This window comes from Streptomyces ovatisporus (assembly GCF_042653885.1).
Lineage (GTDB): Bacteria > Actinomycetota > Actinomycetes > Streptomycetales > Streptomycetaceae > Streptomyces > Streptomyces ovatisporus.
The window spans coordinates 239,149-260,656 of record NZ_JBHSFH010000013.1 but is presented as its reverse complement, the minus strand read 5'-3'; the positions used below and the strand labels follow the sequence as shown (position 1 = coordinate 260,656).

At 72.7% G+C, this 21,508-nt stretch carries 19 protein-coding genes and 1 tRNA gene; 6 read left to right on the top strand and 14 right to left on the bottom strand.

The features are described 5' to 3' along the window. Positions 1-44: 44 nt before the first annotated feature. The 6 genes from ACFPA8_RS22435 to ACFPA8_RS22410 form a co-directional block, all read right to left on the bottom strand. The gene (locus ACFPA8_RS22435; RefSeq protein ID WP_386451226.1) at positions 45-1,526 is read right to left on the bottom strand and encodes a cryptochrome/photolyase family protein; all 1,482 of its coding nucleotides are present in this window, start codon (positions 1,524-1,526) and stop codon (positions 45-47) included. A 103-nt stretch (positions 1,527-1,629) separates the two neighbouring features. Next, positions 1,630-3,204, bottom strand: coding sequence for an FAD-dependent oxidoreductase (locus tag ACFPA8_RS22430; protein WP_386451225.1), 1,575 nt, complete (start codon positions 3,202-3,204; stop codon positions 1,630-1,632). Continuing rightward, positions 3,201-4,529, bottom strand: coding sequence for a lycopene cyclase family protein (locus ACFPA8_RS22425; protein WP_386451500.1), 1,329 nt, complete (start codon positions 4,527-4,529; stop codon positions 3,201-3,203). Before ACFPA8_RS22425 ends, ACFPA8_RS22430 begins: the two co-directional genes overlap by 4 nt. 62 nt (positions 4,530-4,591) lie before the next feature. Next, the gene (locus ACFPA8_RS22420) at positions 4,592-5,587 is read right to left on the bottom strand and encodes a DUF5914 domain-containing protein (RefSeq protein WP_386451224.1); all 996 of its coding nucleotides are present in this window, start codon (positions 5,585-5,587) and stop codon (positions 4,592-4,594) included. Beyond that, positions 5,584-6,663, bottom strand: a complete 1,080-nt coding sequence (locus tag ACFPA8_RS22415; RefSeq protein WP_386451223.1) for a phytoene/squalene synthase family protein — start codon at positions 6,661-6,663, stop codon at positions 5,584-5,586. The genes ACFPA8_RS22420 and ACFPA8_RS22415 overlap by 4 nt, the downstream gene beginning before the upstream one ends. Then, a complete protein-coding gene (locus ACFPA8_RS22410; protein WP_386451222.1) occupies positions 6,650-8,218 on the bottom strand; it encodes a phytoene desaturase in 1,569 nt (522 codons plus the stop codon). The genes ACFPA8_RS22415 and ACFPA8_RS22410 overlap by 14 nt, the downstream gene beginning before the upstream one ends. Before the next feature lie 503 nt (positions 8,219-8,721). Here ACFPA8_RS22410 and ACFPA8_RS22405 point away from each other — a divergent pair. The 3 genes from ACFPA8_RS22405 (at position 8,722) to ACFPA8_RS22395 (ending at position 12,172) form a co-directional block, all read left to right on the top strand. Then, the gene (locus tag ACFPA8_RS22405) at positions 8,722-9,114 is read left to right on the top strand and encodes a DUF2267 domain-containing protein (RefSeq protein ID WP_386451221.1); all 393 of its coding nucleotides are present in this window, start codon (positions 8,722-8,724) and stop codon (positions 9,112-9,114) included. A gap of 179 nt (positions 9,115-9,293) precedes the next feature. Further along, positions 9,294-10,520: an FUSC family protein gene (locus tag ACFPA8_RS22400; protein ID WP_386451220.1), complete on the top strand. Its 1,227-nt coding sequence runs from the start codon at positions 9,294-9,296 to the stop codon at positions 10,518-10,520. Between the two features lie 233 nt (positions 10,521-10,753). Next, positions 10,754-12,172 (top strand): GntP family permease, encoded by a 1,419-nt coding sequence (locus ACFPA8_RS22395; RefSeq protein ID WP_386451219.1) that lies wholly within the window; start codon positions 10,754-10,756, stop codon positions 12,170-12,172. A 97-nt stretch (positions 12,173-12,269) separates the two neighbouring features. On the opposite strand, the gene ACFPA8_RS22390 is transcribed toward ACFPA8_RS22395, so the two are convergent. From ACFPA8_RS22390 to selD, 7 genes are all read right to left on the bottom strand, one after another. After that, positions 12,270-12,800, bottom strand: coding sequence for a hypothetical protein (locus tag ACFPA8_RS22390; RefSeq protein ID WP_386451218.1), 531 nt, complete (start codon positions 12,798-12,800; stop codon positions 12,270-12,272). 63 nt (positions 12,801-12,863) lie between these two features. Further along, the gene (locus ACFPA8_RS22385) at positions 12,864-13,046 is read right to left on the bottom strand and encodes a hypothetical protein (RefSeq protein WP_386451217.1); all 183 of its coding nucleotides are present in this window, start codon (positions 13,044-13,046) and stop codon (positions 12,864-12,866) included. After that, positions 13,046-13,987, bottom strand: a complete 942-nt coding sequence (locus ACFPA8_RS22380; protein WP_386451216.1) for a peptidoglycan-binding domain-containing protein — start codon at positions 13,985-13,987, stop codon at positions 13,046-13,048. Before ACFPA8_RS22380 ends, ACFPA8_RS22385 begins: the two co-directional genes overlap by 1 nt. Continuing rightward, positions 13,987-14,511: a hypothetical protein gene (locus tag ACFPA8_RS22375; protein ID WP_386451215.1), complete on the bottom strand. Its 525-nt coding sequence runs from the start codon at positions 14,509-14,511 to the stop codon at positions 13,987-13,989. Before ACFPA8_RS22375 ends, ACFPA8_RS22380 begins: the two co-directional genes overlap by 1 nt. Continuing rightward, on the bottom strand, positions 14,499-15,053 hold the full coding sequence (locus tag ACFPA8_RS22370) for a MauE/DoxX family redox-associated membrane protein (RefSeq protein ID WP_386451214.1): 555 nt from the start codon (positions 15,051-15,053) through the stop codon (positions 14,499-14,501). Before ACFPA8_RS22370 ends, ACFPA8_RS22375 begins: the two co-directional genes overlap by 13 nt. Positions 15,054-15,057: 4 nt before the next feature. Then, the gene (locus tag ACFPA8_RS22365) at positions 15,058-15,762 is read right to left on the bottom strand and encodes a hypothetical protein (RefSeq protein WP_386451213.1); all 705 of its coding nucleotides are present in this window, start codon (positions 15,760-15,762) and stop codon (positions 15,058-15,060) included. A gap of 66 nt (positions 15,763-15,828) precedes the next feature. Then, entirely contained in the window at positions 15,829-16,872 is a 1,044-nt protein-coding gene (gene selD / locus ACFPA8_RS22360; protein WP_386451212.1) for a selenide, water dikinase SelD, read from the bottom strand. A 173-nt stretch (positions 16,873-17,045) separates the two neighbouring features. On the opposite strand from selD, the gene ACFPA8_RS22355 reads away from it, so the two are divergent. From ACFPA8_RS22355 to selB, 3 genes are all read left to right on the top strand, one after another. Further along, a tRNA-Sec gene (locus tag ACFPA8_RS22355) sits at positions 17,046-17,138 on the top strand. Between the two features lie 11 nt (positions 17,139-17,149). Then, complete coding sequence (gene selA, locus ACFPA8_RS22350; protein WP_386451211.1) at positions 17,150-18,451, top strand: L-seryl-tRNA(Sec) selenium transferase; 1,302 nt, start codon at positions 17,150-17,152, stop codon at positions 18,449-18,451. Between the two features lie 4 nt (positions 18,452-18,455). Beyond that, entirely contained in the window at positions 18,456-20,309 is a 1,854-nt protein-coding gene (selB, locus tag ACFPA8_RS22345) for a selenocysteine-specific translation elongation factor (protein ID WP_386451210.1), read from the top strand. A 180-nt stretch (positions 20,310-20,489) separates the two neighbouring features. On the opposite strand, the gene ACFPA8_RS22340 is transcribed toward selB, so the two are convergent. Beyond that, on the bottom strand, positions 20,490-21,260 hold the full coding sequence (locus ACFPA8_RS22340) for a D-Ala-D-Ala carboxypeptidase family metallohydrolase (RefSeq protein ID WP_386451209.1): 771 nt from the start codon (positions 21,258-21,260) through the stop codon (positions 20,490-20,492). Positions 21,261-21,508: the final 248 nt, after the last annotated feature.

Genomic DNA, 21,508 nt, shown 5'->3' with positions numbered 1-21,508 from the left:
CCGCCGGGGGACACGTTCCCCGGGGGGCTTCGAAGACCGCGGCCTCAGGGCCGCTTCCGGTTGCGCTCGCGTGCCACGACCTCGTCCAGATCGTGGATGCGGCTCAGGTTCCGCAGCTGCGGTGCCAGCCGCCAGTTGTCCGCGAGCCGCTCCTCGTTGCGGGCGAGGAACCACCAGTACCCGGCTGTGTACGGGCACGCGTCGTCGCCTGAGCGGGCCGTGGGCCGGTAGACGCAGTCATGGCAGAAGTCGCTCATCCGGTTGATGTACGCGCCTCCGGCCGCGTAGGGCTTCGTGGTGATCCGGCCGCCGTCCGCGTACTGGGACATGCCGATGACGTTGGTGGCCATGACCCATTCGTAGCCGTCGACGAAGCAGCGGTGGAACCAGTCGCTGAGGGCGGCCGGGTGCCACCCGCGCTGCAGGCCGTAGTTGCCGAGGATCATCAGCCGCGGGATGTGATGGGTCCAGCCCCGGTCGCGTACGTCCCGCAGCACGCTGGAGAGGCAGTGCGCCCGGACGTCGTCGGCGTCGAGTTCCGCGAACCACTCCGGCAGCCGCCGCCGCGCCCGCAGCGCGTTGCTCCGGGCGTACTTCCGCCCGAAGTGCCAGTACGTGTGCCACATGTAGTCGCGCCAGCCGATCAGCTGCCTGACGTACCCCTCGGCGCTGCGCAGCGGGACCCTGCCCGCGCGCCAGGCCGCCTCCGCGGCGGCCGCGCACTCGACGGGGTCCAGCAGGCCGAGATTCATGGCCGCCGAGAGAAGGCTGTGGCTCATGGCCGGGTCGCCGGCGAGCATCGCGTCCTCGTACGGTCCGAAGGCGGCCAGCCGGTGCTCGACGAAGTGGTCCAGCGCAGCCAGGGCCTCCGCGCGGGTCGCGGGGAACTGCCGTGGTCCGTCGCGGCCCACGAAGGAGAGTTCGCCGGCTGCCTCGGCCGCGTCGAGGTCGGCGCGTACCTCCTCGTCGATCTCGTCCTCTTCCGGACGGTAGGGCCCGGGCAGCGGAAGCCGCCCGTCCTGGGGCGGAGGCTCGCGGTTCTCCTTGTCGAGGTTCCACTTCCCGCCGGCGGGTGCGTCGTCGCCGTCCATGAGCGTGCCCGTCAGCGTGCGGGCCCTGCGGTAGAAGTGCTCCATCAGCAGTGAGCTCCCGCTCCGCCGGGCCGCCCACTCCTCGAACTCCTCGCGGGAGGTGGCGAATCCGCGGGAGGGCAGCACCGTCACCCCGTCGAGCCCCCGCACGAAGTCGGCGGCGGCCCGGGACGTCGGTCCGCAGACGCTCAGCGGTTCGCGTACGCCGCCGAGGGCTTCGCGGTAGGTCCCGGTGCGCAGGAAGTACGCCTGCTCGCCCAGCTCGGCCGCCCTGTGGCGCAGCGCGGACAGCAGCAGGTGTGCCTTCTGCCGGTGGAAGCGGCGACGGCGCAGCACCGCCCTCGACTCGATCAGCAGGACCGGCTGGTCCTCCCTGTCGAGGAAGTGCGGGCCGAGCTGGTCGGCGAAGCACCAACGCCGTTCTGCGTCTGCCATCCGTCCACAGTGCGGCAGCATGTCCGCTGCCGCACCGCGGGCTGAGCCGCCTGCGGGGAGCCGGCCCGGTACGGCTGACCGGTACGGCCGGCGGCCCGGTACGTCACGCCAGGCGGCCGAGCAGGCGCAGCGCCGCCGAACGGCCGGTCACGGGCACGGACCACAGCGGATGCCCCCGCAGACCCCAGGTCTCCAGCAGCGCGTTGGCGGCCTGGAACCCGGTGGTCGCCGCGCGTTCCATCAGGGCGACCGGCAGTTCGGTGCGGACCGCGTCTCCCGCGACGACGAGCCGGGCGTGGTTCGTGCGTACGGCGGGCCGGTGCTGATACCCCCCGACGGGGAAGTGCGGGCAGTCCGCGCGCCATTCGTGGCGTACGTCGAGAGCGGCGGCCCGCGCCGTCTCCGGGTAGATCCGGTCCAGCTCCTGCCTCATGCGTGCCTCGACGCCCCTGCGGTCGCACCCGGCGGGGAGGGCGTAGGCGTGAACTTCCACGACGGAGCCGCCGGTTCGTCCGGCCCAGCGTGCGGCTTCCCCCTCCCACCGGTCGAGGACGCTGACGTTGTCGACGGGTCCGTAGCCGCTCGTACCGAGGAATCCCGGCCTTCCGGACGCGACGGGACGGTCCAGCCAGTAGCGGGAGACGAGGAAGGGCGGGGCCTGACGCAGCCGGGCGACGCCCGCACGCCAACTCGCGTCGCCGAGGCCGGGGGAGGCGTGCACGAGACTCTGGAGTCCGCGGCTGTCGAGCGCGAGGACGGCGGCGTCGTAGCGCGCGTCCTCCTGGCCGCCGTCGCCCTGTGCGGTGGCGGAGGACAGCGCGAAACCCGCACCGTCGGGCACCGCCCGGTGCACGCGCCTCCCGGTGCGGATCGTGACGCCGAGACCTTCGAGGTGACGGGCGAGGGGTTCCCAGAGGGCAGCGGGGAACGGTTCGCCCGGAACGTCGAACAGCAGTCCTTCCGCCGATCCGAGGAAGTAGATGTGGAACATCAACACCAGCTCTGCGGCGGAGAGTTCACGCGGATCGGCGAAGAAGCTGCGGGAGAAGACCTCGAAGGCCAGATCGCGGGCCTCCTCGGGGAATCGCACCCGGTCCAGGAAGCTGGCCGCGCTGACGCCGTCGAGCTGCCGGTAGACCTCCGGAACGCGTACGTCCAGCAGCGCGAGAGCAGCCCGGGGGTTCATCCCCGCCATGCCGGAGAGCGTGAACGTGGGGCTTTGGGCGACGAATCCCAGCAGGTTCCACGGCGGGGTACGCGGCACTCGCCGGAAGCTGTCGCGGGAGCCGCCGCTGCGCTGCAGCGGGTAGTCCTCCAGGGGAACGAGTGCCGCGGACCCGGACCCGTGCCCCCGCCGCAGCAGGCTGCGCAGGTTGTAGTACTGCCGGAAGAAGGCGTGGAAGCCGCGGCTCATGGTCACGGTGGTGCCGTCGGAGAGCTGCGTGGGCCACCCGTTGAGGCGTCCTCCCAGCGTGTCGCGTTCCTCCAGCAGGTCGACGCGTACGCCCCGTTCGGCCAGGGCGGTCGCCGCGGCGATGCCGGCGATGCCGCCGCCCACGACGGCCGCATGCGGAACGGGATCCCCGGCGCGTGCGGCACCCGGCGCCGCCGGCCACAGGACGGCACGCCGGTCGCGGACGTGCGGCGGACGCGGTACGCCGCCGGATCTGCGCGTCACCGCCGGGCCTCCCCGGGATCGGAACGCGCGGCGTGCTCCGCCTCTCCGGGCGGGACGCCCGGCCCGGCAGGAGAGGTGTCCTCGGGCGGGCCGGGCATGACGGCCGTGGGCTGTCCCGGACGGCGCGGCACGAAGGGGAGGCCCGCCAGCGTGCGCAGCATGGGGACGACGGGTGTGCGCAGGCCGATCGCCCACTCCTCGGCCGCAGTCGAGCGGCCGTCGAGGAAACGCACCACCGTGTCCAGGGAGTTGCGGCGGAAGAGATCCGTGAAGAAGCCGGCCCCGTCGACGCGTCCCTCCGCGAGCGCTCGCAGCAGCACCGCGTCCATGGCGCGGTGCCGCCGGCTGTGGGGGTCCGGCGGCACCGGCGTACGTCCAGCGCGCAGGGACGCCGCGACGGCGGCGGTCTGACGCTGGATCGCGGCGAAGGTGTATCCCGTCGAGGGCCGTGTGGCGCCCCCGGCGGCACCGATGCGCAGGACCGACCTGCCCGCCCGGCGCGGAAAGTCTCCGTCGGTCATCGGGATGACGCCCTGTTCGGCCGCGGTGACCTCGCAGGAACCGAGGCCGCGGGTCTCCTCGACGTAGCGGCGCAGGGCCCCGTCGTACGCGTCCGCAGGCAGCAGCGACGAGGAGAAGACCGTGTACTCCACGAGCGCTTCGTCTGCGGCCAGCGGCAGCAGGTAGACGAACGCGAGTCCCCGGTGCGGCTGTCCGGTGCGGAAGTCCATCAACTCGGCTGCGGACGCGTCGAACCGGGGCCGTCCCGTCCGCAGGAACCACCCGCGGAAGTGCTGCAGCAGCGTGGTACGGGCGGGCGGCAGCCGCCGGGGCGGGCGGGAGTCGAAGACCCACCTGCCGCGCACGCGGAACGGCCTGCCGCCGGCGTCCACCGCGGCGACCTCCGCACCGCCCGGCACGTCGTACGCTTCGCCGGCCGTCCCGGTCACCCGTCGCACGCGGTCCGACTCCGCGAGACACGCCTCCAGCCGTCGGGTGTAGTCCCCCGAGCGGATCATCTTGTACGTCGCCCCGCAGGTGCCGGACGTCGACCGCCCGTCCCCGTCCGTGACGGACAGGCGCGTCCAAGAAGCGGTGACCAGGTCGTCGAACTCACCGGGCCCCTCCTCCCAGAAGCACCACGTCCGTGCCGGACTGCGCACCGGCCCCGACGGTGGCTCGATGAGCAGCACGTCCGGCGTACGCCCGGCCGCGGACCGGGCTCCGGCACCGCTCCCCGCGCCCGGCGTCCCGGTCACCAGCCGCCAGGCCAGCGACAGCCCGGCGGCACCGGCGCCCACCACCACGACCTCCGCGTCCACCACCGGGTCCGTCCCCGCTCCCGCTCCGTGCACCGGCTCCGGCACCGGGGTCCTTCCGGCCGCGGTCATCCCGGGAACCTGCCCTCACTGCGCAGCTGTCGGCGCCGCTCGGCGTACGCGAGGTCGTCACGCCACAGCCGCGCGGCGGCGCGCTTCACGAGCGGCCGCAGCAGCGGCGCCATACGGCGTGCGGCGTCGAAGCCCCGCCGCTCCGACGTGGCGAGCACCGCCTCGACCACCGCCGTACGGGGGCGGGGGTGTCCCGGTGGCGTCAGGGGAGTCGCGTGGGTCTCCACCACGGAGGTCGCCCCCTCTCCCTCCAGGATGTGCATCACGACGGTGCGGGGCTCCGGCGCGGTGAAGGCGGCGCGCACGGGGATCCCGGTGCCCGCGGGGAGCCGGTAGGCGACGTCGACGACGAAGCGGTCGCCGTTGTTCGGATCGGGCTCCTCCAGCACCGTGAGCCGGGTGAAGGCATAGGGGTGGAACCACGAGCCGTGCCACGGGTCGAGGCGGTTGGCCACGACGTCCTCGGGCTCGCAGCGGCCCGCCTGCGTGGTCACCGCGTCGAGCGTACGGCCGGGCTGCGGACGGGCCGGCAGCAACGGCGCGGGCGTGGGCGCCTCACCCCCCGCCCGGTCGAGACGCACCCATGCCAGGACGCCGTCGTCGTGAGCGGGGAAGGGCTGCCAGTCGCCGAGGCCGTCCTCGCCGAGGGCCAGGCCGTGCCAACGGCAGACGAGGCGTCCCCCGCACAGCGCGCTCTCGCGCAGCGGAGCCCCCAGGTGCGGGCAGGCGCCGGGGGCGGCAACCAGCGCACCGGAGGCGTTGCGCCACGCGACCAGCTCGACTCCCGCGACCGTACGGCCGGTCGGCCGGCTCGCGGGGATGTCCCGCGAGGCGCCGATCACGTACCAGTTGCCCGAGGGCCGGTTGACGGCTCGCTTCAGCGCGTCCGCGATGAGGGAGGGACGGGCGGCCTGCCACGTCGGCGACTGCCGTTCCCAGGGCGGTGCGGGGGGCAGCCGCAGGGGGCCGCGCCGGCTCGGGTCCTGCTTCATGACATCACCTTCTTCTCCGGTGCGCCGCCGTCCCCGTCGCCGTCCCAGCCGCCGCCTCCGCCGTCCCCGTGGCGGGCGGCGAGCGGTCGGGGCGTGCGCCGGGCGTCGCTCCACGGAGGCGGCGTCGGCAGGGGCTCGTGCAGCGCGTGCCTCGCACGCAGCGCGACGATCCGGGCGAGCGCGGGCACCACCGCCCGCGCTCTGCGCCGGCGCGGAACGACGGTGCGCCGGTGGATGATCGCGCAGTCCGCCTTCTCGATCTCGTCGAGGATCGCCCGGTAGAGGACCAGGGCGGTGCCCACGCACGGGCGGGAGACGGGGTGGAGCATGGGGATGCCGTGCGCGGCGTGCCCGTAGATGCGACGTGTCGTGGCACTGAGCTCCCGCAGAGCTGCCCGTACCCGTTCGTCGGTGCGGCGGTGGAGCCGGCACCAGCGCAGCAGTGCCAGGTCCACGCCGTGCGCGCCGAGCAGGTCCTGCGGAAGATAGACGCGGTCGCGGTCGAGGTCCTCGCCCACGTCCCGCAGGAAATTCGTCAACTGGAAGGCCAGGCCGAGGGATTCGGCATGCGGTGCCGCTTCTCCCAGGGGCACGACCGTGCCGAGGACCGGGAGCACCTCCAGGCCGATGACGGCTGCCGAGCCGTGCATGTAGCGGCGCAGGTCCTCGAAGGTTCCGTACTCGGTGACGTGCAGGTCCATGCGCATCGAGTGCATGAAGTCGGTGAAGTGCTGCGGGTCGATGCCGTACCGGGTGACGGTGTCGGCGAGCGCTGCGACGACGGGGTGGTTGCTGTGTCCGGTGCGCAGTGCCGCCCGCAGTTCGGAGTCCAGCCGCATGAGCCGGGCGGCTCGTTCCTCGGGGGTGAGCGCCGGATCGGAGGCGTCGACGATGTCGTCCGCCCAGCGTGCGAAGCCGTACAGGGCGTGGACCGCGGGCCGCTGACTCGGCGTCAGCAGCCGCGTCGCGAGGAAATACGTCTTGCCGTGACCGGAGTTCAGTTCCCGGCACCGTGCATATGCGGAGCGCAGCGCGGGGTCCTCGATGCCGGCGGCGCTCAGCTCACGCGAGGTCATGGGCACCTGCCTTTCGCGTGGCGGAGACCGCCGGTGCGGCCGGGGCGTGCGCCGGTGCGCCCGCCGGCGTGCGGCGGTGGACGCCCGTGACGCGGGCCGCCGCCAGCTTCCCGGAGATGATCACGGTGGGTACGCCGACGCCGGGAGTGGTGCCGCAGCCGGCGAGCACGACGTTGTCCCACCCGGCCGGGAGGTTGCGCGTCCGGAACGGGCCCGTCTGCGCGAAGGTGTGAGCGGCGGAGAAGGGAGTGCCCGCCGCGTGGTGCTGTGCGGCCCAGTCGGCGGGCGTGACCAGACGGTCGACCTCCAGGTCGTCGCCGAAGCCGTCCAGCCCGCGGCTCTGCAGCACGGAGACCAGGCTGTCGCGGTAACGGGACGCGATGGCGGACCAGTTGTGCGGTCCCGTCGCGAGGTTGGGGCAGGGTGCCAGCACGTAGTGCAGATGACGGCCCTCCGGTGCGAGGGACGGGTCGGTGGCGGTGGGGCAGGTGACCAGCAGTGAGGGGTCGCTCATCAGCTCGCCGGAGCGGGTCAGTTGGCGGAACGTCCGGTGCCAGGCGTTTCCGAAGGAGAGGGTGTGGTGGGCCAGGCCGGGCCAGTTCCGCCGTCCCCCCGTGTGCAGCACGACGGCTGACGGCGCGTAGCGCAGCGGCACGGCACGCCGCGGTGCGCCGCCCAGCAGACGGTGGGCCACCGGGAGATCGCAGGTGAGGACCAGCGCGTCGCACACGTAACGCTCACCGTCCGCCGTACGCACGGCGCTCGCCCGCCCGGTCGCCGAACGCTCGACCGTGGTGACGGTCGCGCCGTAGCGGAACGTGACACCGGCCCGCTGCGCGGCGGTAGCCATGCCGCGGGGCACGGCGTGCATTCCGCCCCGCGGGAAGTGCACACCGGCGACGGTGTCCATGTAGGCGATGACGGCGTAGGCGGCCAGAGCGCGGGTGGGCGGCACCCCGGCGTAGAGCGCCTGGAACGAGAAGATCCGGCGCAGCCGCTCGTCCTGTACGAACCGTGCGACCCGCCCGTACCAGGTGCCGAAGCCGCCCAGGGCGGCCAGTCTGGCCAGGTCGGCCGTCAGCAGACCGAAGGGCGAGTCGAAGTTGGCGTCGATGAAGGACCGCATCTGCACGCGGTACACCTGCTCCAGCCACTGCCGCAGCCGCCGGTAGCCCTCCGCCTCCCGTCCGCCCGCGGCCCTGCGGACCTCGGCCTCCATCGCCTCGGCGTCGGTGTGCACGTCGATGTGCGAGCCGTCGGCGAACCGGCCGCGGTAGGCGGGATGCAGCGGGACCAGCTCGATGTGATCGGACATCCGCGACCCGGCTGCTGCCATGGCCTCCTCGATGAGGTGCGGCATGGTCAGCACGGTGGGTCCGGTGTCGAGGCGGTAGCCCCGGAGCTCGATGCGCCCCGCACGCCCGCCGGGTTCCGCCGCGCGCTCCAGCACCGTGACGTTCCGGCCCGCACCCGCGAGGTGCAGCGCAGTCGAGAGTCCGGAGAGGCCCGCGCCCACGACGACGACACGGTCCGTACGTCCGCGGAGCGTCCTCATCGGCGCGCTCCGGTCAGGGGGGACGTCGCCCGGGCGGGGCCCGGAGGCCGGGGAGGTCGGGTCCCGGCGGGGCCCGGAGGCCGGGGCGGACGGGGCGGACGGGAAGCGCACGGGAGGCAGGAGGGGCGTGCGGAACCGTCGGCGGTGCCGATGGGAGATCTGGTGGGTTGATGCCTCACGACGACTCCTTCCCAGCGGGTGCGCTGGAGACGACAAGCCGGGCTCTCTCCGCCGCACCGCCCGGCCGCGGAGGGTTCTGCGTGCGACCGGGGAGGGCCGGTGCGGGACCGGGAGTCCACCGTGGCTCCTGGCGCGGCCGAGGCCCGCCGATGGCGCGCCGGTGGGCGGGTGAAACGAGTGAGGAGACATCCACCGGCCTGCCGCGGACCCCGCCCCGGACGTCACGCACACGGGTGAGCCGGCGGCCGCAGGGCGTGAGCGGGGAAGCGGGGGGAACCCGGCCGCCCGCGACCCAGTGGCTCCGAGGAGAAGGAAGGTCCGCGATGAGGCACGACGAGTTCCTCGCCCAGGTGCGCGAGCGCGGTGAGTACCACGACCAGAAGGAGGCCGAGGAGATCACCGCGGCCGTCCTCGGCGTGCTCGCGTCCCGGATCAGAGGCAGCGAGGCGACGGACCTGGCCGCACAGCTGCCCGAGCCGCTGGACCGGCCGCTGCTCGACGAGTCCGCGGCGGAATCCGGGAACTTCGGCGTGGAGGAGTTCCTGCAGCGGGTGGCCGGACTGACCGGCGCACGGCCGCGGACCGCCGAATGGGACGCAGGCGCCGTGCTCTCCACGCTCGGCGAAGCGGTCTCCGGGGGAGAGCTGAACCAGATCATCAGCCGGCTGCCGTCCGGATACGCGCCCCTGTTCGGCAAGCCGGAGCTCAGCGGCTAGCCGGCGTCGCGGCCCCGAGAAGACCGGCCGGACACCTCCCGGCCGGCGACTGCTCCGCAGCAGTTCCCCGGACCCGCCGGGTCCCTCACGGCACGGCCGGGCGGCCGCCGCCCGGTCATCAGCCTCGGCGGCCGAACGGGCAGTGCCCTCCCTCTCCACGGACCGAGAAGGGGCAGCGCGTGCCGGATGTTCCCCAGCCTCTCGCCGACCTCGCCCGGCGCCGCCGCGACCCCGCGTTCGTACAGACGGTCCGTTCCACCGCAGCCGCCGTCCTCAGCTACCTCGCCGCACTGTGGCTGAGCGATGCGAAGGTTCCGCTGCTCGCACCCCTGACCACCCTGCTCGTCGTCCAGGTCACGCTCTACGCCACCCTCACCCGCGGCATCCGCAGGGTGAACGCCGTCGTCGCCGGCGTACTGGTGGCCGTCGGATTCAGTTCCCTGGTCGGACTGAGCTGGTGGTCGCTGGGGGTGCTCATCCTCGCCTCCCTGACCGTCGGCCACCTCGTCCGCGTCAAGGAGTTCGTCCCCGAGGTCGCCATCAGCGCGATGCTCGTGCTGGGCGTCAGCGTGACGCGTGTGGCGGACACGGCGCTCGACCGCGTGCTGGAGACCGTGATCGGCGCGGTCGTCGGGCTGCTCTTCAACGTCTTCTTCGTCCCGCCGGTCTGGACGCAGAGCGCGGGGGAGTCCATCGAGGATCTCGGCGCCCGGCTCCGCCACCTTCTGCGTCTCATCGGTGAGGAGCTCGACAGTCACAGGCCGGTCGAGGACGCCGCCGACCGGCTGGCGGAGGCCCGCCGTCTCGACCACGACGTCGTGGAGGTGGACGCCGCTCTCGTCCAGGCCGAGGAGAGCATGAAACTCAACCCGCGGGTCAAGGAGGGCCTGCTCTCCCGGGTCGTCCTGCGCACCGGCCTGGACACCCTGGAGATCTGCGCGGTCGTCCTGCGCGTCATGGCCAGGACGTTCACGGACCTCGCCCGCACGCACAAGACGAAGCACCTCGTCACGGAGCAGGAAGCCACCGTCCTCGGCGAGGTGTACTCCCATCTGGACGGTGCGCTGCGGGCGTTCACCGTGCTCGTCACCACCGAGGTCAGCTCCCAGGCGGACACCGCGGAGGCCCGGCTGGTCGAGGAGCTCTCGGGCGCTCATCTCGCCAGGGACCGGCTCGCCCTGCTGCTGCTGGACCGCGTACGGCGCGACCCGGAGCAGTGGCAACTGCGCGGTGCTCTGCTCGCCCAGATCGACCGCGTCCTGGACGAGCTGTCCGTGGAGAACCGCTCGCAGCGCCTCGCGGAGGAACTGGACCGCTACACCCGCGAGCAGTCCCCGAAGCTTGCGCGGATCGTGCAGTTCATCCCGTTCCGCAGCCGTCCGAGCCGCCGGCGCAAGGAGAGCTGACTGCGGGCGCAGCCCGACCGGCCGGGCGGGGCAGCCCGTCGCCGCGCCCCGCCGGGTATGCCCGCCTTGCCCGATCTCAGGCCCTCCGCGTCCGCGTTCTGCGCGATCAGTGGCGCACGACCCCTTCCCAGGTGCCCGGCAAGGGCAGCACAGTGCCCGTCACGACGGTCCGCCACGGCGCAGCAGTCGCCTACGGACCCCACGGAGTCGCGACGCCGAATTGGAGCACCTGCATGGAAGCGATCGAGCCGGCATACGGCACGGCCACGCTGCTGCTGATGGCCGCGGGAGCAGTCGCCCTGCTGCTGTTCCTGATCATGAAGGTGAAACTGCACGCCTTCATCGCTCTGGTCCTCGTCAGTGTGGTCACGGCCCTGGCGGTCGGCTTCCCGCTCGCCGACATACCCGACGCGATGATGTACGGCTTCGCCGACACGATCGGGCCCGTGGCGCTGCTCGTGGCCTTCGGCGTCATGCTGGGCCGGCTGCTGGAGGTCACCGGCGGCGCGCAGGCCCTGGCCGACACGCTGATCACCCGCTTCGGCGAGAAGCGCGCACCGCTGGCACTCGGCGTGGCCTCGCTGCTCTTCGGCTTCCCGATCTTCTTCGACGCAGGACTGGTCATCTTCCTCCCGATCATCCTGACCGTGGCGCGGCGCTTCGGCGGCTCGCTCCTCCTCTACGCGCTGCCCGCCGCGGGGGCCTTCGCCGCCATGCACGCCATCGTCCCGCCGCACCCGGGGCCGGTCGCGGCTGCGGAGGCTCTCGGGGGCAGCATCGCCGTCACGATGCTGGTGGGCATCCCCATCGCCGTGGTGGCCTGGTACGTGGGCGTGATGCCCGTCGCGCGGTACCTCGGCGCGCGTATCCAGGTCTCCGTGCCCGAGGCGCTCTTCGGTGAGATGAACGACGGCCGGGACGACGCGGCGGAGCAGGACGCCGAGGAGGGAACCGGCCCGGGCCGGGGGACTCCCGCCTTCGGCACGGTTCTGCTTCTTCTGCTGCTGCCGCTCGTGCTCATCTCGCTCGGCACGGTCATGGAGACCCTCGTCACGGCCAAGTCCGTCGACAAGGACGCCGCCTGGGTCGCCTTCCTCAGCCTGCTCGGCGACACCCCGGTGGCCCTGATGACCACCGTCCTCGTCGCGATCGTCGTGCTGGGACGCCCCCGCGCGTCCCTGTCGAAGATCACCAAGCTGCTGGACGACGCCCTCGGTCCGGTCTGCTCGATCATCCTGATCACCGGCGCCGGCGGCATGTTCGGCGGAATCCTCGAACTCAGCGGTATCGGGGACGCGTTGAGCGGATCGCTCGCCGGCCTCGGCATGCCGCTGATCGTCCAGGCGTTCATCATCTCCACGCTGCTGAGGGTCGCCCAGGGCTCCGCCACGGTCGCACTCACCACCACCGCGGGACTGATCAGCGGAGCTGTCGGGGAGGCGAACCTGGGAGACTTCCAGATCGCCCTCCTCGTCGTCGCCGTCGCCGCAGGCGCCACCGTGCTCTCCCACGTCAACGACTCGGGCTTCTGGCTGGTCAGCCGCTTCTTCGGGATGGACGAGAAGACCACGCTGAAGACGTGGACGGTGATGGAGACGACACTCGGCCTGACGGCCTTCGTCGTCGCGGCCGCTCTGTGGACGGTCACCTGAGGCGTTTCCCGCGCGGGGGCGCCGTGGACGCCCCCGCGTCACGCAGCGCCGCCGGAACGGACGGAGCGGGAGCCGCGGGTCGCCACGGCCCTCCTGGTCACCCGCCCCAGACGGTCGTCCACCCCGTCACTGCGAAGGTCACGGCCGTCGCCGCGCAGATCACCGCGTTCATCGGGACCAGCCGGTCCGTCAGACGGACGTCCCAGGCCCCGACGTCCCCCGAAGCGAGCCGCACCACCGGTGACAGGGCGCGTCCCAGACTGAAGCCGATGCCGCCGGCGACCGCCGTCAGGATCCCGTCCCCCGCGAGCAGCACACCGAGCGCGATCACGTACGGCGCACTCGCCGACACGTAGGTGCGCACACCCGTGCCGAGTTCGAAGCCGAACTGCAGGGTGCCGCGCATGAGGTCGCGCTGCAGGACGTCCTGCGGGATCTGCCGGGCGTTCTGCGGCATCGGGAACCGGAGCACGCCCGTGTCACGCAGCAGCGCCACCAGGGCCGCTACGACGATCATCCCGTGCCGCCACTCCGGCGGGACAGGTGAGAACAGACCGGAGAACAGCCAGAGCACCGTCGCCGACAGCAGAGCGCCGAGGAGCAGACCCGCGGTGAGAACGGCAAGCACGGTGGCCTGCCGGTGAAGTGCCCGCCAACCTGGCGTGGCCAGCGCGTACGCGCTGTTCCGCGTTCAAACGGACCCGGAGAGCGAGAAGCCCGCGAGGCCGCCGGTGACCGCCCAGGTCAGCGCGGGTGAGTACAGGGCCGCACAGACGGCCGCCACAGCCATCACCGCAGTCACCGCTGCCGGGTCGGTCGACCGCTCGCGCCAGGCTCCGACGGCGTCACCGGTGCGCTCGGCACGGTCGGCCATCAGGCGGAGCCCGTCATGGTGCGCCACGTCTCCGGTCCGACGATGCCGTCCGCGTCGATCTCGTGCCGGGTCTGGAACTTGGTGACACCGTCCTGGGTGGCCGGACCGAAGACGCCGTCGACGGCCACGTCGTAGCCGTGCTTCTTGAGCTGCTGCTGCGCTCCGCGCACCGCGTGGTTGCTGTCGCCGTTCCGCACGGTCACCGCCAGTTCGGGCCACGTGGCGGCGTCCACCGTGCCGGAGTCCCCGAGCCCGGCGGCGAGTTGGAACGCCTTGACCTGGGCCTCGGTGTCCGCGCCGAAGATGCCGTCGGCCTCGGTGGTGAAGCCGCCCTGGGTGAGCAGGTGCTGCACCGTGAGGACGTCGGGGCCCTTGGCGCCGCTGGCCACCTTCGGCCACGTGACGCTGCCGGGGCAGCCGCAGTCGGTGGTGTAGCGGCAGATGGACCGTACCCATCCCGACTCCGTGCTGCGGTAGCCGTCGTGGCAGCGGCGCTCGATACCGCAGCCACAGCTGCCGCACGGGCCGGTGAACCGCCACAGCCAGCCGTCGTAGGTGCCCGAGTAGCACTGGTTGGGGCGCAGGGTCCAGGTCACGCCGTCGTTCTTGTGGAAGCCGGCGTGCTCGCCGCTCTCGACACAGGCCTCCGCGAACACGGTGCTCGGGCCGCAGCCCGGTGAACAGTCGTGGTCGGAGGCGTACGACGGGCAGTCGCCGGTCCAGATGTCGTACCCGTCGGCGTACGCCTCGCGGGTCACCGAGAAGACGCCCAGCGCGGCGAAACCGACGGCGGTCGCGGCCTGGACGAAGCGTCGCCGCGGCAGAGCGAATCCGGCAGGGGTGCGCACGCGGCTCCACGACCCCCGGGGCCGGGAGGCGGGAGCGGATGCGGCCGGACCGCCCGGCCGGCGCAGCATCGGGATGTCGTCGAGGGAGGGCATCAGGAGCTCCTTACCGGGCCGGGAAGTTCGGGATTCAGCAACTCCAGCAGCGCCGAGGGGGAACCCACCGGCTCCGAACGCGCCACGCGTCCGGCCGTGTCGACGATCACGGCGTACGGGGTCGCGAGGGCGTCGTACGCCTCGAAGAGATCCACGCGGCCGGCCAGGACCGGTACGGCGGAGCCTGCGGCGCTTACCGACGGCTCGGCGTAGACGGCCCGTACCGCGGGTCCGTCGCCGCCTGCACCCTCGACCCAGTCGTTCGCCACCGCCAGCACCTGCTCGCAGGTGCTGCAGGTGTCGCTGAGGAAGAGGAGGACGGCAGTCCTGCCCTCGCCGGCGATCTCACCGATTCCGGGTGCCGGACGGCCGGGCTCGATGCCCGCCCGCTGCGGGGGAGCACCTCTGCCGCCCGTCCCGGACCTGGACAGCTGGTGAACCTGACGGACGAGTCCCGCGACCACGAATGCCAGCAGGGCGATCGCGATCCAGGAGGCGATGAGCGCGCTGGTCACGAAGTCCACGGTGACGTGTCTCCTTCGGCCGGATTGTGCAGGGCGAGCGGCAGGAACCACAGCAACCCGGTGAAGGTGAGGGTCGCGAGCGCCACCGTGATCAGCTCGGCCGGGTCGGCGAGCAACGGAACGGCCGACTCCGCCAGAAGGGCGCCGACGGCGGCGAGCAGCGCGTAGACGAGCGCGCGGCCTGCCGCCCAGCCACTGACGGGAATGTCCGTCCGGGAGCACCCGCAGGGGCCGCCGCGACCGGTGGACAGGACGTACCGGAGGTAACCCGCGTAGGCGCCGAACAGCGCCGCGCTCGCGGTCATCACGGCCACGAAGCCGGTCCGGCTGCCCCCGGCCACCGCGGCCAGGCCCGCAGCGCCCAGGAGCCCTTCGGCCACGGGCACGGCCGCGGTCACGACGGGGACCGCGCGACGGGGCAGGACCCGGTGCAGGCGCAGCGCGTCACGCAGTGCGGCGGGACCGGTCACATGGGCGGTGCAGCCGGTGAGCAGGCTGAGCAGCACGATGCCGGCTGCCACGGGGGCGAGGAATGTCGTCATGCGGTCAGTCCGCGATGCGCAGGGTGAGTTGGCCGACCCGGTCGGGTACGCGTTCGACGTCGGTGTGCGCCAGCGGGACGACGGTCGCCCACACCTCGGGGGCGGCCAGGACGAAGAACGGCTTGCCGTCGGAGAGCGTGTCGCGGTACAGCTCACCGTCCCCGACCGTGACGCCCTTCCAGGGCGGAAGCTGCGCGGTGTGCTCCGCCGTCACCCTGGACATCTCGACGAGGCCGAGGCCCGGGACTTCCTTGATGATGCTCGCCGGGCCGGCGAACCGGCTGCCTGCGGCCGGTTCCGGGGTCAGGGTGATGCCTTCGTCGTGTTCGGCGATGTGGAGTGTCCGCAGCATTCCGAGCACGTCGCGCACAGTCAGCCGGTACAGGCGGGTCACCAGGCAGAACCGCTTGCCCTGCCACACCACCAGCATGGGCTTTTCCACGGTCTTGGACTGTGCGTCGTATTCGCTCTTGACCGCTGTGCGCAGTGTCCCGCCCTGGAAGGACAGTTCGGAGTCGAACTCGGTGATGCCGAGGGACGCGGCGATGTTCTCACCGAGTCCGGCCGGTCCGGCGGTCAGCTCCACCAGCCTGCCGTCGACGGTGACTTCGGCGACGGAGGTGAAGGGCAGTTCCAGGTCGAGTGCGCTCGCGAGACGGTACGCGGTGCCGTCGAGGGCACGATGGTCGACGGTGGCAGCCGATGCCATGTCCCTCCCCTGTCACGATTGTTGGGCGGAGGGTAATGACGCCGCTCAGTCTTTGTCAATGTACAGTCAATTTCTGGCCCGCCGGCGGCCCCGCACGACGAGCGGGTGGCGCCCGCGGGGGCGCACCTCCCCGATGACGGGATGCCCCGGCAGCTCTCCCGCGAGCAGCAGCCCGCCGGAGGTCTGTGCGTCGGCCAGCAGCAGTCGTTCCTCGCCCGAAGCGGACCCGAAATCCGTGAACGGGGTGATCCAGTCGAGATTGCGCCGGGTGCCGCCGCTGACGAAGCCGTCGGCGACGGCCTCCCGCGCACCGGCGAGACAGGGCACCGCGGAGGAGTCGACGACCACGGTCACCTCCGCCGCACGGGCGATCTTGTACGCATGGCCCAGCAGCCCGAATCCCGTCACGTCCGTACCGGACCTGATGCCGCGTTCCACGGCGGCCCGCGAGGCGTCACGGTTGAGGGCCGCCATCGTCTCGACCGCCTCCGGAAAGACCGTGCCCGTGGCCTTGTGGCAGGCGTTGAGGACGCCCGTCCCCAGCGGTTTCGTCAAGGTCAGCGGCAGACCGGGGGCCGCGGCGTCCAGGCGCAGCATGCGGTCCGGGTGCACGACGCCGACGACGGACATGCCGTACTTGGGCTCCGGGTCGTCGACGCTGTGCCCGCCCGCCACATGGCAGCCGGCGGAGTGAGCGACGTCCCGCCCCCCGCTCAGCACCCGGGCCGCCACATCGAGCGGCAGCGCGTCCCGTGGCCATCCGAGCAGGTTGACGGCGGTGACCGGTGTACCGCCCATCGCGTAGACGTCGGAGAGCGCGTTCGCGGCGGCGATGCGGCCCCAGTCGTACGGGTCGTCGACCACCGGTGTGAAGAAGTCCGCCGTGGTGACGATCGCGCGTTCACCGTCGAGCCGTACCACCGCCGCGTCGTCACCGCCCCCGTCGAGGCCGACCATCAGCTCCAGGGCCGGGTCCACGGCAGCCCCGTGACGTCCCGACAACGACGACACCAGCGAATCCAGCTCGCCCGGCGGGATCTTGCACGCGCAGCCGCCGCCGTGAGCCAGCTGAGTCAGTCGTGGCATGTCGTCGGATCGCAGCTCGTCCATGGGCGGTCAACCTACTGGGGTCTCCGCCGGCACGGGAGGGACGCCTCCGCCGACTGCCCTCGGGGGACGCGTCCCGTCGGCCCGGGTGGCCGCGGTGGACCGTGCCTCCACGAACGGCGCGCGCTGCGGCGGCAGTTGAGGGACGCTCCGCCGCGGAACCTATACTGCCCGGCGGAGGCGGGCAGGTGCCTGGTGGCCCTCACGGTCTTCAACACCGATGTGGCCGGGAACCCCGGCCAGGCGGGTTCGATTCCCGTACGCCTCCGCCGGAGGTCGGATGGACGACGACAGAAGACGAGTGCCCCGTACAGACGCCGTACTCGCAGACCCACGAGTCGCGGCCGCATGCGACCGGCTGGGCAGGACCCTGGTGAAGGAGGCCGTCACGGCCGCGCTGGGGCTGGTCCGCCAGGGCCGTCTGGATGCCGGACTCGCTGCGGAGACGGCCCTGTCCATGCTGCCCCCGACCGCCGCCCGGCTGCTGCCGGTCATCAACGCCACAGGCGTCGTCGTCCACACCAACCTCGGGCGCGCGCCCCTGTCCGCTGCGGCGCGTGAGGCGCTGGCAGCCGCGGCAGGATGCACCGACGTCGAGTTCGATCTTGCGGCCGGGCGGCGAAGCCGGCGCGGGGAAAGCGTCACGGCGGCTCTTGCAGAGGCGGTCGCCGACGCGGAAGCGGTACACCTCACCAACAACAACGCCGCGGCCCTGGTGCTCGCCGCGACCGCACTGGCGCAGGACCGGGAGATCGTCATCAGCCGAGGCGAACTCGTCGAGATCGGGGACGGGTTCAGGATTCCGGAGCTGCTGGAGTGCACCGGAGCCCGCCTCCGTGAGGTGGGCACGACCAACCGGACCCATCTCGACGACTACGCCGCCGCGATCGGCCCGGCCACCGCCTTCGTCCTCAAGGTGCACCCGTCCAACTTCGCGACGACCGGATTCGTCTCCTCCGTAGGAGTCGGCGAACTCGCCACCCTGGGCGTTCCGGTGGTCCACGACATCGGCTCCGGCCTGCTGAGGCCGCACCCCGTCCTGCCGGACGAACCCGACGCCACCTCCGCGTTGCGTGCCGGTGCGAGCCTTGTCACCGCCAGCGCCGACAAGTTGCTGGGCGGCCCTCAGGCGGGGCTGGTCCTGGGCAGCGAAGCCCTGGTCGCCCGGCTGCGGCGGCATCCGCTGGCCAGGGCCCTCCGCGTGGACAAACTGGCCCTGGCCGCACTGGAAGCCACTTTGCGCGGGCCGGCCACTCCCGTCGAACAGGCGCTCACCGCAGATCCCGCCCGGCTGCACGCACGGGCGGAATCTCTCGCGAACACGCTGCGCGGCAAGGGCATCGACGCCACCGCCACCGCGACGGAGGCGCGTGTCGGCGGAGGGGGAGCTCCCGGCGCCGTCCTGCCGAGCGCAGCGGTCCGTCTGGCCCCTGAGCTGGCCGCACCCCTGCGGACCGGGCGCCCCGCCGTGGTCGGACGGCAGCACGGCCGCAAGCTGCTGCTCGACCTTCGGACGGTCCAGCCGCAGGACGACGACGCGCTGGTGGCCGCGGTGCTGGCCGCGCAGCCCGGGACCCACTGACGCCGTGTTCGTCGTCGCCACGGCGGGTCACGTCGACCACGGCAAGTCCAGCCTGCTGCGTGCCCTCACCGGCACCGATCCCGACCGCCTCGGCGAGGAACGCAGGCGCGGCCTGACCCTCGATCTGGGCTTCGTGTGGACCCGGCTGCCGGACGGACAGCCCCTGGCGTTCGTCGACGTGCCGGGCCATCAGCGATTCATCGCCAACACACTCGCCGGAATCGCCACCGCACCCGCCGTCCTCTTCGTCGTGGCGGCGGACGAGGGCTGGATGCCCCAGTCCCAGGAACACCTCGCCGCCCTCGACGCGTTCGGTGTCCGCACGGGTCTGCTGGCGGTGACCCGCGCCGACCTCGCCGATCCGGACGCCGCCCTCGCCGACGCCCGGGAACGCCTCGCGCTCAGCAGCCTCGGGGAGGTCGACGCGGTGGCGGTGAGCGCACGCACGGGCACCGGCCTCGACGAGCTCCGGCACCGGCTGCGGGCCCTGCACGACGGCGGCCCGCCGGCGGACGCCGCCGCTCCCGTACGGCTGTGGCTCGACCGGGTGTTCACGGTCGACGGTGCGGGCACCGTCGTCACCGGCACGTTGACCGCCGGCCGGCTCACTGTGGAGGACCAGCTCGAACTCGCCCCCGAGGGCAGACCGGTCACCGTACGGGGGCTGCAGTGCCTGGGCGCCGAAACGGACACGGTGGCCGCACCCGCACGCGTCGCCGTCAACCTGCGCCGCACGCCCCGCGAGGCGGTGAAGCGGGGCAACGCCCTTGTCACTCCCGGGGGTTGGTGGCGTACGGACGTGGTGGACGTCCGCCTGGACGGGGGCGAGGCAGTGCTCCCGGCCGAACCGCTGGTCCACTGCGGAACGGCGGTGACCAGCGCCCGGGTGCGGCCCCTGGGGCCGCGAGCCGCCCGGCTCCGCCTGCGGACGCCGCTGGACCTGCACATCGGCGACCGGCTGCTGATACGTGACCCGGGGTCCCGGGTGCTGACCGGCGCGGTGGTGCTGGACGTCGCTCCGCCGGAGCTGACTCGCAGGGGTGCGGCGGCAGCCCGCGCCCGGCGGCTGGCGGCCATGACGGAGAGCACCGATACGGCCGTACAGCTGCGGCGCGTGGGCGTGGCCCACCGGGACGACCTGCGCGCGATGGGCATCACGGTGCCCGAGTCCGGAGCCGTGCTCCGTCCGGATCCCGGCAGCGCGGAACCGGGCGCGGAGCCCGGCGGCGCGGAACCGGGCGGCTCCGCCTCGAACAGACCGTCCCCAGGCGTGCCGGCTGCCGGAGAGTGGCTCATCGACCCCGGGCATGCGGCCGAGCTGCGGACGAGACTCCACGACGCCGTGTCCGCGCACAGCCGGGCACAACCCCTCGAACCCGGCCTCCCGGTGGCCGAAGCACAGCGGGAGCTCGGCCTCCCGGCGCCGGCGCTGGTCGAGGCCCTGGCGGGAGAGCGACTGCTGGTGCGCAACGGCAGGCTGTACCGACGTGACGCCCCGGACCGCCTGCCGGCCGCCCTGCGGGAAGCCGCCAGGGAACTCCGCGCCGACTTCGACGCCGCGCCGTTCCGGGCGCCGACGGAAGCGCGCCTGAGGGAACTCGGCCTGACCCGCCGGGCGCTGGCCGCACTGGTCCGCGAGGGCGTGATCGCACGCTACGGCGATGTGTGTCTGCCGCCCGGAGCGGCGGACCTGGCGGTGGCCGGACTGCGTTCCCTCCAGGGGCCGTTCACCGTGGGGGACTGCTGCCGGGCGCTGGGTACCAGCAGGCGGGTGGCCGTCCCGCTGCTCGAGCACCTCGACCGAACGGGCGTGACCGAACGCGGCGCCACCGGCCGCCGTACGCTCAAGGACGCCTGACCGTACGAGTCGGCGAGTGCCGCTCCGCCCGGGACATCCCTCGCACCGGCACGGATCGGCGCGGCTTGCGAGCCCTGGGGAGAGGGGCCGGCTCAGGGACCGGTGCACACAGCGGACGCCCGCCCGGCGAGAGGCACCGGGCGGGCGTCGCGACATGGAACTCGGCGCGGGGGCTTCGGATCAGATGCCGCAGCTGGGCGCCGACCAGAAGCGGCCGTCGCCGCCCGCGACGTGGGTGTGGTCGTCGTGACCCGGGTAGCCGGGGCCGAGGATCTCCGTGAAGCCGTGGTTGCGGGCCGCCTGGGCCAGGGCGCAGAAGCCCTGCGAGCCGGCGCCGAGGTCGGCCGCGTGTCCGTACATGTGGCGGCTGTTGGCCGCGCCGCCGACCGCGCTGTTGCAGGCGACGCTGCGGAAACCGCCGTTGACGGTGATCGGCTTGTCGCCCATGGCGTGCCTCATGGCCTGGAGTTTCCACATGGTGACCAGGGCGTTGGCGCGGGCCGTGGCGGCGCTGACCTTGCCTCCGGACCAGTCGGAGTTGCAGTTGTTCAGCTCGCCGTAGGTGAAGTTGACGGGGGTGCAGTCGTCGTCCTGCAGTTCGTAGAGCTTGTTGAAGGTCTGCGGGCCGGCGACGCCGTCGGCGGACAGGCCGTAGGCCGACTGGAAGCGCTGCACCGCGGCCTTGGTGGCCGGGCCGAACTGGCCGTCGATGGCGAGCTGGCTGCCGGTCCCCGGATACCCGGCGACCCTGATCTGCAGCTGCCGCACCGCTTCACCCGACGCGCCTTCACTGAGCGTTCCGTTCCAGGTGTAGCAACCGTCGGTGACGGCGACGTCAGCGGCTGCGACAGGTGCGGAGCTTGCGATCGCCGGCACGGCTGCGGGGGAGGCGAGCACCATGCCCGCACCCGCGAGTACCGACAACAGCACTCTGACAGAACGTGAACTCATGTGGGGTTGCCTCTCCTTGAACGGTGGCACCGAATAGGAAGGCATGAGAGTGGCCGCTTTCATAGCCATTGTCAAGAACACGTCAAGAACGAGTCAAGAAGCAGGGAAACCGTCATTGGGCGGTCGAGTCGGGAAAATGCGCCCCGGTCATGACATTGCGTGGCGGTCCCGCCCGGGCTGGAGGGATCTCCGCCCGGCGGGGGAGCGCAGGACGTTCTCCGCCGGTACTTCGACGATCCGTGCTCGCG